Below are 15463 nucleotides of genomic sequence, written 5' to 3' on the forward strand. Positions count from 1 at the left end.
ATAGATTGAAATCTATTAATAAAGTCACTACTCTTTTCCTCCCTACTTTAAACTTTAAAACATTCAACTTTACAACTAAAAAAAATGGACACATACAATGTAAACGAAAAAGGATATTATGGAGAATTTGGAGGTGCATATATTCCAGAAATGCTCTATCCAAATGTTGAAGAACTACGTCAGCAATATCTTTCAATTATGAATGAAGATTCTTTCAAGGAAGAATTCAATCAATTACTAAAAGATTATGTAGGACGCCCTTCTCCATTATATTTTGCCAAGCGATTGTCTGAAAAACATGGAGCAAAAATTTATTTAAAAAGGGAAGACCTTAACCATACAGGAGCTCATAAAATAAACAATACCATCGGGCAAATATTAATGGCCAAAAAGTTAGGCAAGAAAAGAATTATTGCTGAAACAGGCGCTGGACAACACGGTGTTGCAACCGCTACTGTTTGTGCACTTATGGGTATAGATTGTGTAGTTTATATGGGAGAAATTGATATTGCTCGCCAATCTCCAAATGTGGCTCGAATGAAAATGCTTGGAGCCGAAGTACGCCCTGCCCTCTCTGGGAGTCGCACTCTTAAAGACGCCACCAACGAGGCTATTCGAGATTGGATTAACAACCCAGTAGATACGCATTACATTATTGGATCGGCTATTGGTCCACATCCATATCCAGATATGGTAACACGCTTTCAAAGCATTATTTCCGAAGAAATAAAATGGCAGCTACAAGAAAAAGAAGGTCGCCAAAATCCCGATTATGTAGTAGCTTGTATAGGTGGAGGAAGTAACGCTGCAGGTACTTATTATCATTTTTTAGATGACGAAAAAGTAGGTATCATAGCTGTAGAAGCCGCTGGAAAAGGTATTGACTCTGGGGAAAGTGCTGCTACTTCAGTTTTAGGAAAAGAAGGCATTATTCACGGCTGTAAAACCCTATTAATGCAAACCCCCGATGGGCAAATTACTGAGCCTTATTCCATTTCGGCAGGATTAGATTACCCTGGTGTTGGCCCAATGCATGCACATTTGTATAATTCGGGTCGTGGAGAATTTTTCTCTGTAACCGATAATGATGCTATGAAAGCAGGATTAGAATTATGCAAAACAGAAGGAATTATTCCTGCAATTGAAAGTTCTCATGCCTTGGCAATATTTAATCATAAAAAATTCAACCAAAATGACGTTGTTGTAATTAGTTTATCCGGTCGTGGCGACAAGGATTTAAATACATACATTGATTATTTTGATTTGTAAAACGCAAATAAGAAACAAATGAACAGAATCAGTAAAAAACTGGAAGAAAATAAAAAACTGTTATCCATCTATTTTACGGCAGGTTACCCAGCTATAGAAGATACAGTACCCGTTATAGAAGCGCTTCAAGATAGTGGAGTTGACATGCTCGAAATCGGACTCCCATTTTCCGATCCGCTGGCAGATGGTCCTACCATACAAGCAAGCTCTACGCAGGCACTTAAAAACGGAATGACTACAGAAAAGCTTTTTCAACAACTAAAAGATATTCGCAAAACAGTCCACATTCCGTTAATTATTATGGGGTATTTCAATCCTATTTTACAATATGGTGTAGAAGCTTTTTGCCAGAAATGCTCCGATATTGGTATTGACGGACTCATTATCCCAGACCTTCCTGTAGATGTTTACCATGAGCAATATCAAGCAATATTTGAAAAACACGGACTCATAAATGTATTTTTAATTACACCGCAAACCTCAGAAGCACGGATTCGTTTTATAGATTCGGTTTCTAACGGGTTTATTTATATGGTAAGTTCTGCCAGTGTAACAGGAGCTAAAAGCAATTTTGGGGATGCTCAAAGTGAATATTTTGAAAGAATTGCGAATATGAATTTAAAAGCACCACAAATTGTTGGCTTTGGTATTAGCAATGCCGAAACTTTTAAAGCTGCCACAACACATGCCAAAGGAGCAATTATAGGCTCTGCTTTTATCAAAATGATTCAAGAAAAAGGAATTAAAGGCATTGATGCTTTTGTTAAAGGAATTCAATAAAAAAACACACTTTAATTGTAAACTCGTCTAAACGAGTTCTATTAAGAAGGTCTAGGAGTTAATTTCCTAGACCTTTTTTAACACTTTTTCTTTCTATAAAACCTCATCCTTTTACCCTTCTACAGCTAGAATTATAGTGCTTTTGCATTAAATCTTATAATTCTATTCTTAAATTTTAATTGTACTCTAACGTTATATGTTAAAACAGAAATTAAACAAACGTTTAATTTAAACAATTGTTTAATTTTGCACAGAATTTCTAACATTCATTTTTATGGAGTTAAATGAGAAGCAAATAAAAATACTAGAAGTAGCAGAAAAAATGTTTGCCGAAAACGGATATGATGGCACTTCTATTAGAGCTATTGCTAAAGAGGCAGACATTAATATTGCAATGATTTCTTACTATTTTGGATCTAAAGAGAAACTACTAGAATCTCTTTTGAGCTACAAAACGGCAAACTTCACTATGGAGTTAGAATCTATTTTATCTAAAGACATAGATTACCTACAGAAAATTGATGAAATAGTTACTGTATTAGTTACCAGAATTCATAGAAATAGACGTGTTTATAAGATTATTCACTTTGAATATTCAAATGAAACGCGTCAAATAGATTTTGAAAGTTACATTCAGATAAAGAAAAACAATTATTTAATTATTGAAGACTTTGTTAAGAAAGGACAAAAGGCAGGAGTATTCTCAAAAAAAGTAAATATCCCTTTAATAATCCCAACTGTATTAGGATCATATTTCAATTTTTATTACAACAAACGGTTCTATAAAGACATCCATCAACTGTATACCACAGATTCCTTAGATGATTTTATACACACAATTCTTACAGACCATATAAAACAAACAATAAAAGCACTATTAACTTATGAAGCGTAAAATTATATTCATATGCCTACTAGGTATTTTAGGTATTAAAAACATGCAATCGCAGGAAACCTCGCTTACGCTAGAGGAAGCTATTAAATTAGCGCTCCTAAACAGCGACGAGTCAAAAATTGCAGACACTAAAGTAAACACTGCTGGCTATGAAGTAAAAGTAGCAAAAAGCAAACGGTATCCAGATTTAAAAATTGCTGGACAATACCAACACCTTACTAAGGTTAACGCCGATATAAAATTTGATACTGGCGGACAACAAAATGGAGCTGCAGAACCAGACATTAGCAGTTTAATGCTTGGACAAGCAACTGCTTCTGTTCCTATTTTTACAGGTTTTAAACTAAATAATTTAGTAAAAGCTAGTAAAAATAATTATGAAGCGGCTACACTAGATGCTAAAAGTGATAAAGAAGATATTGCATTACAGACAGTAAATGACTACGTAAATTTATACAAAGCCCATAAAACTGTAGCGCTTATCCAAGAGAACCTAAAAAGTGCTCAACAGCGTGTAAAAGATTTCACCGCTATGGAACAAAATGGCCTTTTAGCGAGAAATGATTTATTGAAAGCTCAATTACAAGAATCTAATATTGAAGTTAGTTTAGAGGAAGCCAAAAAGAATGAAAAGATTTTAAACTTCAGCTTGGTAACTACCTTAAAAATGCCAAAAGACACTAAAATTAATATTGAAGATAATAATTTTCAACTTACTCTTGGTTCTGAGTTAAATGATAGTATTCAAAGAAGCGATTTAAGAGCATTAGAATACCGAAAAGAAGCTGCTGAAAACAATATCAAAGTAGCTCAAAGTAAATACTACCCAAGTATTTCTTTAATGGGAGGTTATGTTGCATTAGACATTAAAAATGCACTTACCATTACAGATGCTATGAATTTTGGGGTTGGAGTGTCTTATAATTTAGCTGATATTTTTAAAGCAAAAAGTGATGTTAAAGTTGCTAAAAGTCAAGCTGAAGAACTACAACATACTATAGATATGGTTCAAGATAAAATTCAGATTCAAATTGAAGATGCTACTCAAAACTACAATCTTGCCAATAAAAAATACGATGTATATCTAAAGTCTGAAGAACAAGCTATTGAAAATTATAGAATTGTAAAAGATAAATATGACAATGGATTGGTAGACACCAACGATTTACTTGAAGCAGATATTGACCAGCTTCAAGCTAAAATCAATTTGGCATATTCTAAAGCAGACATCATACAAAACTATTATGAGCTTTTAAATGCTCAAGGACAAATAAACACAGACGTACAATAATCTACTATTATCAATAAAATGGAACAAAAGAAAAAAACAAACAAGAAATTCACCCTCATTATCGGTTCTTTAATCATTATAGGAATTATATACGGTGGAATTAAAATAGTTCATTCTTTTTCTCATGAAGAAACAGATGATGCACAAATAGAAGCTAATATGAGTCCGATAATCCCTCATGTAGGTGGTTATGTTGAAAAAGTATATGTGAGCGATAATGAAAAAGTTAAGAAAGGAGATACACTTTTCACTATTAATGATCAAGATTATATGGTACAGTTAGAGCAAGCAAAAGCTGCGCTAGCAGGAGCCGAAAGTCAATTAATAGTTGCAAAAGCAAGTATTGGTTCTTACCAAGCTAATGTAGCTACTTCTAATGCGCAAGTAAATTCTGCAGAAGGAAATTTAGAGAATGCAAAAATTACTTTATGGAGAGCAGAAAATGATTTTAAACGTTATGAGAATTTATATAAAAATCACTCTATAACCGAACAACAATACGAAGAGGCGCTTGCTGCTAAGCAATCCGCAGAGAAACAATTAGAAGTATTAAAAAGTCAGCAAAACGCAAGTGCTAGTCAACGTAAAGCTGCGGTTTCTCAAACAGAAATTTCAGAAAAACAAGTGGCAGTTGCCGAAGCAAATGTAAAAAGTGCACAGGCACAATTAGATGCTGCGAGACTAAACTTAAGTTACACTTTTGTTACTGCGCCTATAGACGGGCAATTATCTAACGTTGATTTACAAGAAGGGCAATTTGTTCAACCAGGACAATCGTTATTTTATCTAGTAAATACTAACGATAAATGGGTGGTAGCAAACTTCAAAGAAACCCAATTAGAAAAAATGAGTATTGGGCAAAAAGCAACTATAGAAGTAGATGCTTATCCTGGAGAAGAATTCAATGCGGTAATTACTGCTTTCTCTCCAGCAACAGGAGCTAAATTTTCTTTATTACCTCCAGATAATGCTTCAGGAAACTTTGTTAAAACAATACAACGTCTTCCAGTTAAAATAGATTTTTCAAAAGATAACGACACTGAAAAACTAGCAAAATTACGTTCAGGAATGAATGTTTTGGTAGATGTTCATTTAAAATAAGTTATGGCAGAAGCACAAGTTCAAGTTCAAGACGAAGACAGTTTAGTAGAATATGGTTTTACTAGGGTCATAATAACCATTACGGCTATTCTTTGTGCCCTTCTAGAAATTATTGACACTACAATTGTTAACGTTGCATTAAACGACATGAGAGGTAGCTTAGGGGCTTCTCTTACAGATATTGCCTGGGTCATTACGGCCTATGCAATTGCAAACGTAATTATTATCCCAATGACCAGTTGGTTGTCTAAACAATTTGGGAGACGTAATTACTTTGCAGCTTCAATTATAATATTTACTGCAGCATCCTTTTTGTGTGGAAATGCAACAAATTTATGGGAACTAGTAGCTTTCCGATTCATACAAGGTATGGGAGGCGGAGCATTACTAGTTACGGCCCAAACAATTATTACAGAAACGTACCCTGTTGCAAAAAGAGGAATGGCACAAGCTATTTATGGAATGGGAGTAATTGTTGGTCCTACATTAGGACCTCCATTAGGTGGTTATTTAGTAGATAATTTCTCTTGGCCATATATATTTTATATCAATGTGCCTATTGGAATTATTGCCACATTTTTAACCATTATATATATTAAAAGTCCGAAGTATGGAGAAAAGCTAAAAGCAAGTCAAGTAGACTGGTGGGGTATTATCTTTCTAGCTTCTTTTATTGGTTCCTTGCAATATATTTTAGAGCACGGACAACAAGACGATTGGTTTGCAGATACCACTATAATAATACTAACTATTGTATCTGGTCTAGGATTGTTATTATTTATATGGAGAGAACTTGTATATGAACACCCAATTGTAAACCTCAGAGTTTTAAAAGATTACAACCTAAGAATCGGTACTATTTTAACATTTATTCTTGGTTTTGGTTTGTATGGTTCTACCTTTATTATTCCAATTTACACTCAATCTATTTTAGGATGGACAGCCACCGATGCTGGTTTACTACTAGTTCCAAGTTCTGTTACCACCGCACTAATGATGCCTATTATTGGTAAACTTTTAGAGCGTGGAGTTCCACAAAAATACTTAGCAGCCATTGGGTTTGTAGTATTCTTTATTTATAGTTATTGGATGTATAACATGATGACTCCAGATACTGGTTCCGAACATATGTTTTGGCCTCTAGTAGCGCGTGGATTTGGGTTAGGATTACTATTTGTTCCAATAACAACCTTATCTCTTTCTACATTAAGAGGAAAAGACATTGGAGAAGGTGCCGCATTTACAGGGATGATGAGACAATTAGGGGGATCTTTTGGGATTGCAATTATCACTACGTTTGTTGCCAGATTAAGTCAGCAACACCGAGTGGACTTATTACCAAACCTCTCAAAAATAGATTTTAAAGTACAGGAGCGGTTGCAAGCGTATCAACAAATGTTTATGTCGAAAGGTTTTAGTGTAAACGAATCTTTAGATAAAGCATATCAATTAATGGAAGGAAGTATTACCTTACAAAGTACGGTATTGTCTTACATGGATATATTTTTATATTTGGGGATTCTATTTCTAATTTGCGTTCCTTTTGTATTAATGATTAAAAAAGGTAAAGGCAAAGTTGATGCTTCAGCAATGCACTAACTATTTAAATGTTAAACCATTAACAATAACTTACAATTGTTTTAAGAGCCTTTTCCCAAGTTCATTTGTATCTTTAAGTAAACTAAAAAAAAGAAATTATGAGCACTATTAAAGATAAAAAATGGAAAAGAAAACAAGAACAAACAAATCCTACAAACCCAACGGGAAATAGGAATATAGATACTAATAAGTTTGATATTGATGAGAAAACCATCAAAGATCAACAGAATAAAAAATAAAATCCCCCAATAATTAGTACCGATAATCAATTAATTATCATACAAAATATTTAATATACTGAAGCACTCTAAAATCAATAGTATTGAGATTAGAGTGCTTCTTTTTTAGTGCTTTATATTCTGGTATAGCTCCCACCGCCCTATTTGCCGCTCCCGATGGGGCTGTTAATGAAACTGTTTTTATATTTCGATTCCCAATTTTAAATTGATACTCACGAGGTACATCCGAAGAAATAGTTTCTAATTTTATTCCTTTATCCTTTAATTGCTTCCTAAAAAGATATTCAGGACCATTTTTACTATTTCCTCCCATAAATAAAATGGTATCAATAGTAGGATTTTCTTTTAAATAAAAAATCAAATCCCGGCATTCTATATTCTTCATCCCCAAATCTGACGCGTCTATTTGTTCTCTTTCTGCGGAAGCAACTATATCACAAATCCCTATTTGATAGGCTGCCAAAAATAATTTACGCTGCTGTATAGCTTCTTCCGTAGTTTCAAAAACTAAATTCAAACTAAAGATTCTATTTAAAATGGGCCACAAATATCCATCTCTACTTCCGTAAGAAAAATCTACATCGCCTTCTTTAAACACTTTTTCCGTAAATCTTGGCGGAGGTAATGTTCCTACAATTAATTTAGCTGCATTTTTAGGAATAAATGGGGAATAAGGATGTGTATGAAGAAACATATTTTTTAATTTATTGTTGTCCGATAAAAGCTAACAGAATTTATTGGACTCCACTTATATCAAGGTTAAAATGAGGTTTTCAAGATAGACCCTTACTATTAATAAAAAAGTTTTTTTAGTAATGTTGTTTTTTTAAACTACATATTTTAAGATAGTTAAAATTTAGTCTTTGTTCTTTTTTCTTACATCGAAGCGGTCTTATATTTTTACTCGGACATTAATGATTTTAATTAGAAGGACAAATTAAGTAACTTTAGTCAAATTTTAAATGAAAACGCAATGGGAAAAGGAGATAAAAAAACAAAACGCGGAAAAATAAGTAGAGGAAGCTACGGAGTAAGACGCAGAAGAAAAATTAAAAAGCAAACTCCTGTAGAAGAAAGAATAAGTGTAGACACTAAAAAATAGTTATAATAATCAAAGGCTTAAAAGCAATGTACAGTTGTCGAACTGAGCTTGTCGAACTGAGCTTGTCGAAGTTTCAAGCAACTAACTCTTAAAAACATCCTTCGACAAGCTCAGGATGACATTTAGAACTTAAACACTTTATACACCTTTCAATAGGTGTATTTTTCAATTTTATTAGTATGATTTTGTTAGATTAAAACACCCAAATAATGGTACTTTTACCTCACAAAAACTAATTCATTTTTCTTTTTAGTGTATTCTTCACTAAACGAATATCCGTCGTAATTAAAGCCTTTTAAATCTTCAATGCTTTTAGCATCGGTATCTACAATATACCTAACCATAGAGCCTCGAGCCTTTTTGGCAAAAAAGCTAATTATTTTTAGTTTGTCATTCTTCCAATCTTTAAAAACTGGAGTAATCACAGGAACTTTCAATGCTTTTTCATCAACAGCACCAAAATATTCATTACTAGCTAAATTTAAGAAAAGTTCGTCTTCCGAAAGTTCTTCATTGAGTTTTGCTGTCACTTTTTTCTTCCAAAACTCATAGAGATTTTTATTTTTTCCTACAGTTAATTTCGTTCCCATTTCCAAACGATACGCTTGCATTAAATCTAATGGTTTTAATACCCCATAGAGTCCGCTTAAAATTCGTAATCTATCTTGAAGAATAGACAATTTTTCTTTCGGAATATTATAAGCATCCAACCCAGTATACACATCTCCATTAAAAGCAAAAACTGCTGGTCTTGCATTTTCAGGAGTAAAGGGTGTTGTAAAATCTTGATTCCGTTGCCAGTTTAAATCTGCTAACTTATCAGAAATACTCATCAGCTCAGAAAGTTTTTTAGGCGATTTCTTTTGGAGCACCGTATTCAACTTTTCAGCTTCTGGTAAAAAATCGGGTTGTGTATATTTTTCTGTAGGCAATTTTGATTCGAAATCTAACGACTTTGCTGGCGATACAACTATCTTCACGTATATAGGATTTTAATTATTCAACTTCTATTTCAAAGTTAAAGATACAATCTATGTTTTACTTTTTTCAGTTTATAGATTCAGTGTTTTCTATTGATAGATTAGTAAAATTTATAATGCCTTTATAGTCTAGGCATAAGCACTCAGGTAAGCGCCTCCATATTTATATTGCTTATTCGGTAATTTCTTGATGTTTGGCATAGCCTCTCCACTTTTCTATACATTCCTGCATATCTTCTGGAATTTCAGTATCAAAACTTAGAAATTTTCCTGTTACAGGGTGTTCAAAACCAAGTGTTTTAGCATGCAATGCCTGTCTTGGTAAAATTTTAAAGCAATTTTCTACAAATTGTTTATACTTACTAAATGTAGTTCCTTTTAATATTTTTTCACCTCCATAACGTTCGTCATTGAACAAAGTGTGTCCAATATACTTCATATGAGCTCGTATTTGGTGAGTCCTTCCAGTTTCTAATTTACAAGAAACTAAGGTAACATATCCAAAACGCTCCAACACTTTAAAATGTGTAATTGCTTCTTTTCCATTATCTCCTTCAGGAAAAACCGTCATTTGCAAACGGTTTTTAGGATGCCTCCCAATATGCCCTTCCACAGTTCCTTCTTCTTCCTCTATATTCCCCCAAACTAATGCAACATATTCCCGTTCACTAGTTTTATTAAAAAACTGTTTAGATAGATGCGCTAACGCCTCTTCTGTTTTGGCTACAACCAAAAGTCCGCTAGTATCTTTATCTATTCTATGTACCAATCCTGGGCGCTCATTGCTATTCATCGGAAGGTTTTCGAAATGATAAATAAGTGCATTTATTAAAGTTCCAGAGTAATTTCCATGTCCAGGATGCACCACCATTCCTGCAGATTTATTTACCACCAAAAGGGTATCATCTTCATAAACTACATCTAAAGGAATGTTTTCTGGAGTTAATAAATATTCATGTGGAGGATGTTCAAAAAGTACTTTAACCTCATCATTCGCTTTAACCTTATGATTTGATTTTACGGCAGTTCCATTTACATAAATATTCCCATTTTTTGCTGCTTGCTGAATTTTATTACGGGTTGCATTTTCAATAAAATTCATTAAAAACTTATCCACCCGTAAAGGCTCCTGCCCTTTTCCAGCAGTAAAACTATAATGCTCGTAAAGTTCGTCGTCTTGGTTAAAATCGTCTTGCGTTTCCTCTATCATTTCAATTTCTGCTATTATTCTACAACAACTTCGGCATTGTTTCCATTTCCGCAAACCAACTCCACTTCTGTTGTTTTTGGCAACTGATGTCCTGGTAAAATATTCTCCCCTTCATAACGTACATAATACACCATATCTTTACCAATTTCATTGATGTAAGAAACTTTTCCCACATTAAGACCAACAGCTTTAAGCATAGACTCTGCATTACGTTTGGTTACTTGTATAACATTGGGAACACTTACTTTTCTATAACCAGAGGGATTTATGGTTAAATAGATTTTCCTCCCTTCCTTCACCTCATTATTTGCTTTCGGACTTTGTTCAATAACCGAAAATCGAGGATAATCTGGATTGTAATTAGTAGAATCTAACACTGCGTAATTTAAATTTGCTTTGTCCACAATTTCTTCTACTTCTCTCAAAGATTTTTTAGATAAATCTGGCACCAATACAAACTCTCCATGGTTGGTGGTTATTTTTAAATACTGAAGTGTTAATATTACTAAAACAACGATTGCTAAAACAGCCAATCCTATTTGTTTTAAAAAAGTCTTACTTGTTATAAATTTTATAAAGCTCATGGTTTTTTATTATTCAGCAAAGATATAAAAACTAGACACCTAATTTTATTTCTATTTGTATTTAGGTTTAAAGTATTTTTTTGATTGAAATTATTAATACTTTTGAATAACGTTAAATTCCCTTTTATAATATTTAAAATGAAGAAAAATATAGGTGTAGTTATGGGGGGGTACTCTTCTGAGTACCAAATTTCCTTAAAAAGCGGTGATGTAGTCTGTAAACATTTAGACCCTGAAAAATATAATGTATATAGAATCCATATATTAAAAAACAAATGGGTTTATGTTGCTGAAGATGGGACGGAAACCCCAATTAACAGAGGAAATTTCACCATTACATCAGAAGGAAACACAATTAAATTTGATTGTATTTTTAATGCCATACATGGAACTCCAGGAGAAGATGGATACTTACAAGGTTATTTAGAACTCTTGGAAATTCCACATACTTCTTGCCCAATGTATCAAGCAGGGCTTACTTTTAATAAACGGGATTGCTTGGCTGCATTAAAACCTTTTGGAATAAAATGTGCATCTTCCTATTATATAAACAAAGGGCAACCTATTAATGAAGATGAAATTATAGCAAAAGTTGGACTTCCTTGTTTTGTAAAAGCAAACAAAGCAGGTTCTAGCTTTGGAGTTTCAAAAGTGCATACTAAAGAAAATTTAACGGCGGCTATTGAAGTTTCTTTCAAAGAAGATGACGAAATTATTATCGAGTCTTTTCTAGATGGAACAGAAGTTTCTGTTGGTGTTATTACCTATAAAGGAGAAGTAACTGTTTTACCTATTACTGAGATTGTTTCTGAAAACGATTTCTTTGATTATGAAGCAAAATACCAAGGAAAATCTCAAGAAATTACGCCTGCACGAATTAGTGATGAAATGACACAAAAGGTTACAGAAGTTGCTAAAAAAGTATACAATACACTAAAAATGAAAGGTTTTAGTCGCAGTGAATATATATTTGTTGACGGAGAACCCTATCTTTTAGAAGTAAATACCATTCCTGGAATGACCACCGAAAGTATTTTACCACAGCAAGCTGCAAAAGCTGGAATTTCTCTAAATGAGTTATTCAACAATGCAATTGAGGAGGCGTTTAAAGCATAAAGAGAATTCTTAAAATAACTAATCTATAATCCCGACTACTTATAATAGAGTCGGGATTAAAATTATCTCCTCTCCACTTTTCTGTTTTATTTTAACAGTTATTCCAAAATCAATTTCCCTATATTTACATAGCTATTACTCAATTTTTGTAAAAACATTGCGATGCGAAGAGCTATTTTCCCAGGGTCTTTTGACCCAATAACATTAGGTCACTACGATATTATTACACGTGGAATTACCCTTTTTGACGAATTGGTTATTGCCATTGGTATAAATGCTGAAAAAAATTATATGTTCACTCTAGAAGAAAGAAAGCATTTTATTGAAGAGGCTTTTAGGAATCAGCCAAGAATAAAAGTAATGACATACGAAGGCTTAACAGTTGATTTCTGCAAAAAAATTGATGCGCAATTTATTTTGCGTGGATTGAGAAATCCAGCAGATTTTGAATTTGAAAAAGCCATTGCACATACAAATCGAAAATTATCTGAAATTGAAACTGTATTTTTATTAACTTCCTCTGGAAAAAGTTACATTTCTTCTTCTATTGTAAGAGATGTAATAAGGAATAATGGAGATTATACTGGCTTAGTTCCAGAAACCGTTAGAGTGAAATAATTTACACCCAACAATAAATCCCCTAAATAACCCTACTATTTAAATTTATGACGAACCTACTTACCATGGAACAATGTCCAGCCCCAATGGCCTTGTTCGATAAAAAGCTTTGCTTACTAACAGCATCCAATGCTTGGTATGACTTCTTTTCAATCTCAAAAGAAAGTATTGATAAAAAATTGTTTTTTGAGATACTTCAGAAAAAAAGTTCCTCTTTAAGCAATGCACTTCTATATGCTCAAAACACCTCTGAAATAATTGAGAGCGAAGATTTTTTTTACAAATCTCAAAATATAGCGGTATGGTTTCTGTATAAAATTCAAGCTTCTGAAGATGGTTTTTTAGTGTATTTAGAAGACATTTCAGCAAAAAAAGAAAATGAAAAAAATAAAATTTTTCTAGCACAAACAAGTACAGTTGCATGTATAGGAACTTGGTTTTTTGATGTTGAAAATGATATCCTAGAATGGTCTCCAATTACAAGAGAAATTTTTGAAGTTCCGTCCAATTTTATTCCAACAATAGAAAAAACTTTTAGCTTTTTTAAAGAAGGAATTCATATAGAAAAGGTTATTAACAGTATTAATAACGCAATAGAAAAGGGCACTTCATTTGATTACGAAGTATTAATAATTACTCAAAAAGAGAATGAAAAATGGGTGCGTTTTCGTGGAGATATTGAGCAAGAAAATGGACATACAAAAAAGATTTATGGAACCTTAAAAGATATAGATCACAAAAAAAATACGGAACTTCAATTAGCGCTCAAAGAGAAACAAATAAAAAGTACCAAAAGAGCCCTATCAGAAAATAAACAGGTTTTTAAAAGTATTTTTAATTCTACTTTTCAATTTACAGGCTTTTTAAATATAAAAGGAAGACTTATAGATATTAATGAACCTGCATTAAGTTTTGGAGGTTTACAATCTGAAGACGTTATAAATAAATATTTCTGGGACACTTATTGGTGGAAAAGTTCTGATAAAGAACAGAAGAAACTGAAGAGAAACTTCAAAAAAGCGGCAAAAGGAGAATTTATAAGGTATGAAGCCAAAGTTCTAGATAAAAATAAAGAAACTGTTTATGTAGATTTTTCATTGAAACCTGTTTTTGATGAAAAAAAACGAGTAAACTTCTTAATTGCTGAAGGAAGAATTATCCAAGAAATGGTGGAAGCTAGAAAAAAACTTAAAGAAAGTGAAAAGCTCCATAAAACGCTATTAGAACTCTCCCCAACAGGACTCGTGCTAAATGATGCCTTATCTGGAGAATTTCTAGACATGAATAACTCTTTTAAAAACAGTACGGGTTACACAACTCAAGAACTTTTAAAAATGACCCACCTCGATGTGGTTCCAAAAGATGAAAAAAACAAAGAACTTCGAGCTTTAAAAGAGGTATTAAACAATGGAAAATATGGCCCTTATGAGGGGCATTATCTAAATAAAAATAACGAATTAGTTCCTACTTTAAATACCCGAGTTTTAATTACCAATTCTTCTGGAAGGAAGCTTATCTGGTCTGTAATTCAAGATATTACACATATCAAAAAAAAAGAGGAAGAACTTCTGGAGGTTATTAATGTAGCAAGTGAACAAAACAATAGACTCCTAAATTTTGCCCATATTGTTTCTCACAACCTACGTTCTCACGCTTCAAATTTCTCTATGTTAATAGAGCTTTTAGGAGTAGAAGAAGACGTTTTCAAAAAGGTGGAAATTATAGAGATGCTAAACTCTGCTTCTAGCAATATGTTAGAGACTATAGCTAACCTCAACGAGATTATTGCTATTAATACTAACTTGAATATTAAAACAGAAACTGTAAATTTAAAAGAAGAAATTGACGAAGCTTTTACAAATATTAGCGAACTCATAAAAGGAACATTTACAGAAGTAGAAAATAATATTCCAGAAAATGTTAATATAAATGTTGTTAAAGCATATTTAGAGAGCATTTTATTGAATATCTTCACTAATGCAATTAAGTACAAGGCTCCAAAAAGATATCCTAAAATTACAATAAATTGCGAACACGTAAAAGGTTTTACAATTTTAAGCGTTACAGATAATGGTTTAGGGATAGATTTAGAAAAACACGGTCATAAACTCTTTGGAATGTATAAAACTTTTCATGGAAATAGAGATGCTCGTGGAATAGGTCTCTTTATCACTAAAAATCAAATTGAAGCCATGAAAGGTAAAATTGAAGCCGAAAGCGAACTTGATAAAGGAACAACATTTAAAATATACTTCAATGAAAACTATTAATGCCATTTGTTTAATCGACGATGATCCGATTACAATCTTCAGCGTTAAAAAACTCATAGAGGTAACCAAGATTACGCAGCAAGTAATTTCGTTTAACAACGGAATCGAAGCACTAGATTATTATAAAAATACGAGTACAGAATTATTCCCTACGCTTATTTTACTAGATTTAAATATGCCTATTATTGATGGATGGGAATTTATTGATGCTTTTAGCAAACTAGAAATTAGCAAAAAAACATTCATCTACATTTTAACCTCTTCCATTAATCCAGAAGACATTAAAAAAGTAGATGAATACGATAAGAAACACCCTTTTTCTATCAAGCATTTAATTAAACCAGTTACTAAAGAAAAATTAAACGAATTGGCTATATCTATATGTAATTAGCAAGGGTTTAAATATATG

Annotated in this window: 16 protein-coding genes; 12 read left to right on the forward strand and 4 right to left on the reverse strand. The window is 32.6% G+C overall.

Annotated elements, in window-relative coordinates; all coding sequences use genetic code 11:
- Positions 1-84: 84 nt before the first annotated feature.
- From trpB to JOOMADRAFT_RS20315, 7 genes are all read left to right on the forward strand, one after another.
- Positions 85-1269, forward strand: a complete 1185-nt coding sequence (trpB, locus tag JOOMADRAFT_RS11030; protein ID WP_008613403.1) for a tryptophan synthase subunit beta — start codon at positions 85-87, stop codon at positions 1267-1269.
- 18 nt (positions 1270-1287) lie between these two features.
- On the forward strand, positions 1288-2049 hold the full coding sequence (trpA, locus tag JOOMADRAFT_RS11035; protein WP_008613405.1) for a tryptophan synthase subunit alpha: 762 nt from the start codon (positions 1288-1290) through the stop codon (positions 2047-2049).
- A 274-nt stretch (positions 2050-2323) separates the two neighbouring features.
- A complete protein-coding gene (locus JOOMADRAFT_RS11040; protein ID WP_008613407.1) occupies positions 2324-2944 on the forward strand; it encodes a TetR family transcriptional regulator in 621 nt (206 codons plus the stop codon).
- A complete protein-coding gene (locus JOOMADRAFT_RS11045) occupies positions 2934-4235 on the forward strand; it encodes a TolC family protein (RefSeq protein ID WP_008613408.1) in 1302 nt (433 codons plus the stop codon). Before JOOMADRAFT_RS11040 ends, JOOMADRAFT_RS11045 begins: the two co-directional genes overlap by 11 nt.
- Before the next feature lie 18 nt (positions 4236-4253).
- Positions 4254-5336, forward strand: coding sequence for an HlyD family secretion protein (locus tag JOOMADRAFT_RS11050; protein ID WP_008613410.1), 1083 nt, complete (start codon positions 4254-4256; stop codon positions 5334-5336).
- 3 nt (positions 5337-5339) lie between these two features.
- Positions 5340-6935, forward strand: coding sequence for a DHA2 family efflux MFS transporter permease subunit (locus JOOMADRAFT_RS11055; protein WP_008613418.1), 1596 nt, complete (start codon positions 5340-5342; stop codon positions 6933-6935).
- Between the two features lie 98 nt (positions 6936-7033).
- Positions 7034-7174 (forward strand): hypothetical protein, encoded by a 141-nt coding sequence (locus JOOMADRAFT_RS20315; protein WP_008613419.1) that lies wholly within the window; start codon positions 7034-7036, stop codon positions 7172-7174.
- A gap of 37 nt (positions 7175-7211) precedes the next feature.
- On the opposite strand, the gene JOOMADRAFT_RS11060 is transcribed toward JOOMADRAFT_RS20315, so the two are convergent.
- Entirely contained in the window at positions 7212-7868 is a 657-nt protein-coding gene (locus JOOMADRAFT_RS11060) for a uracil-DNA glycosylase family protein (protein ID WP_008613421.1), read from the reverse strand.
- A gap of 279 nt (positions 7869-8147) precedes the next feature.
- On the opposite strand from JOOMADRAFT_RS11060, the gene JOOMADRAFT_RS19910 reads away from it, so the two are divergent.
- A complete protein-coding gene (locus JOOMADRAFT_RS19910; RefSeq protein WP_008613422.1) occupies positions 8148-8276 on the forward strand; it encodes a 30S ribosomal protein THX in 129 nt (42 codons plus the stop codon).
- A gap of 218 nt (positions 8277-8494) precedes the next feature.
- Here JOOMADRAFT_RS19910 and yaaA read toward each other — a convergent pair whose 3' ends face one another.
- From yaaA to JOOMADRAFT_RS11075, 3 genes are all read right to left on the reverse strand, one after another.
- Positions 8495-9256 (reverse strand): peroxide stress protein YaaA, encoded by a 762-nt coding sequence (gene yaaA, locus JOOMADRAFT_RS11065; RefSeq protein WP_008613423.1) that lies wholly within the window; start codon positions 9254-9256, stop codon positions 8495-8497.
- A 172-nt stretch (positions 9257-9428) separates the two neighbouring features.
- A complete protein-coding gene (locus tag JOOMADRAFT_RS11070; RefSeq protein WP_008613424.1) occupies positions 9429-10466 on the reverse strand; it encodes an RluA family pseudouridine synthase in 1038 nt (345 codons plus the stop codon).
- A gap of 14 nt (positions 10467-10480) precedes the next feature.
- Positions 10481-11050 (reverse strand): PASTA domain-containing protein, encoded by a 570-nt coding sequence (locus JOOMADRAFT_RS11075; protein WP_008613426.1) that lies wholly within the window; start codon positions 11048-11050, stop codon positions 10481-10483.
- A 138-nt stretch (positions 11051-11188) separates the two neighbouring features.
- Between JOOMADRAFT_RS11075 and JOOMADRAFT_RS11080 the strand changes: the two genes are divergently transcribed.
- The 4 genes from JOOMADRAFT_RS11080 to JOOMADRAFT_RS11095 all read left to right on the forward strand — a co-directional run bounded on the left by JOOMADRAFT_RS11080 (position 11189) and on the right by JOOMADRAFT_RS11095 (position 15445).
- Positions 11189-12166 (forward strand): D-alanine--D-alanine ligase, encoded by a 978-nt coding sequence (locus JOOMADRAFT_RS11080; protein WP_008613427.1) that lies wholly within the window; start codon positions 11189-11191, stop codon positions 12164-12166.
- A gap of 162 nt (positions 12167-12328) precedes the next feature.
- Entirely contained in the window at positions 12329-12784 is a 456-nt protein-coding gene (gene coaD, locus JOOMADRAFT_RS11085) for a pantetheine-phosphate adenylyltransferase (RefSeq protein ID WP_008613428.1), read from the forward strand.
- A gap of 47 nt (positions 12785-12831) precedes the next feature.
- A complete protein-coding gene (locus JOOMADRAFT_RS11090; protein ID WP_008613429.1) occupies positions 12832-15054 on the forward strand; it encodes a PAS domain-containing sensor histidine kinase in 2223 nt (740 codons plus the stop codon).
- On the forward strand, positions 15041-15445 hold the full coding sequence (locus tag JOOMADRAFT_RS11095; protein ID WP_008613430.1) for a response regulator: 405 nt from the start codon (positions 15041-15043) through the stop codon (positions 15443-15445). The genes JOOMADRAFT_RS11090 and JOOMADRAFT_RS11095 overlap by 14 nt, the downstream gene beginning before the upstream one ends.
- Positions 15446-15463 lie beyond the last annotated feature (18 nt).

The sequence above is a fragment of the Galbibacter orientalis DSM 19592 genome (assembly GCF_000260115.1).
GTDB classification, from domain to species: Bacteria; Bacteroidota; Bacteroidia; order Flavobacteriales; family Flavobacteriaceae; genus Galbibacter; species Galbibacter orientalis.

Excerpts from the sequence above, each read along its gene's own strand:
- trpB (WP_008613403.1), top strand. The coding sequence starts at position 85 with ATGGACACATACAATGTAAACGAAAAAGGATATTATGGAGAATTTGGA.
- trpA (WP_008613405.1), top strand. The coding sequence starts at position 1,288 with ATGAACAGAATCAGTAAAAAACTGGAAGAAAATAAAAAACTGTTATCC.
- JOOMADRAFT_RS11040 (WP_008613407.1), top strand. The coding sequence starts at position 2,324 with ATGGAGTTAAATGAGAAGCAAATAAAAATACTAGAAGTAGCAGAAAAA.
- JOOMADRAFT_RS11045 (WP_008613408.1), top strand. The coding sequence starts at position 2,934 with ATGAAGCGTAAAATTATATTCATATGCCTACTAGGTATTTTAGGTATT.
- JOOMADRAFT_RS11050 (WP_008613410.1), top strand. The coding sequence starts at position 4,254 with ATGGAACAAAAGAAAAAAACAAACAAGAAATTCACCCTCATTATCGGT.
- JOOMADRAFT_RS11055 (WP_008613418.1), top strand. The coding sequence starts at position 5,340 with ATGGCAGAAGCACAAGTTCAAGTTCAAGACGAAGACAGTTTAGTAGAA.
- JOOMADRAFT_RS20315 (WP_008613419.1), top strand. The coding sequence starts at position 7,034 with ATGAGCACTATTAAAGATAAAAAATGGAAAAGAAAACAAGAACAAACA.
- JOOMADRAFT_RS11060 (WP_008613421.1), bottom strand. The coding sequence starts at position 7,868 with ATGTTTCTTCATACACATCCTTATTCCCCATTTATTCCTAAAAATGCA.
- JOOMADRAFT_RS19910 (WP_008613422.1), top strand. The coding sequence starts at position 8,148 with ATGGGAAAAGGAGATAAAAAAACAAAACGCGGAAAAATAAGTAGAGGA.
- JOOMADRAFT_RS11070 (WP_008613424.1), bottom strand. The coding sequence starts at position 10,466 with ATGATAGAGGAAACGCAAGACGATTTTAACCAAGACGACGAACTTTAC.
- JOOMADRAFT_RS11075 (WP_008613426.1), bottom strand. The coding sequence starts at position 11,050 with ATGAGCTTTATAAAATTTATAACAAGTAAGACTTTTTTAAAACAAATA.
- JOOMADRAFT_RS11080 (WP_008613427.1), top strand. The coding sequence starts at position 11,189 with ATGAAGAAAAATATAGGTGTAGTTATGGGGGGGTACTCTTCTGAGTAC.
- coaD (WP_008613428.1), top strand. The coding sequence starts at position 12,329 with ATGCGAAGAGCTATTTTCCCAGGGTCTTTTGACCCAATAACATTAGGT.
- JOOMADRAFT_RS11090 (WP_008613429.1), top strand. The coding sequence starts at position 12,832 with ATGACGAACCTACTTACCATGGAACAATGTCCAGCCCCAATGGCCTTG.
- JOOMADRAFT_RS11095 (WP_008613430.1), top strand. The coding sequence starts at position 15,041 with ATGAAAACTATTAATGCCATTTGTTTAATCGACGATGATCCGATTACA.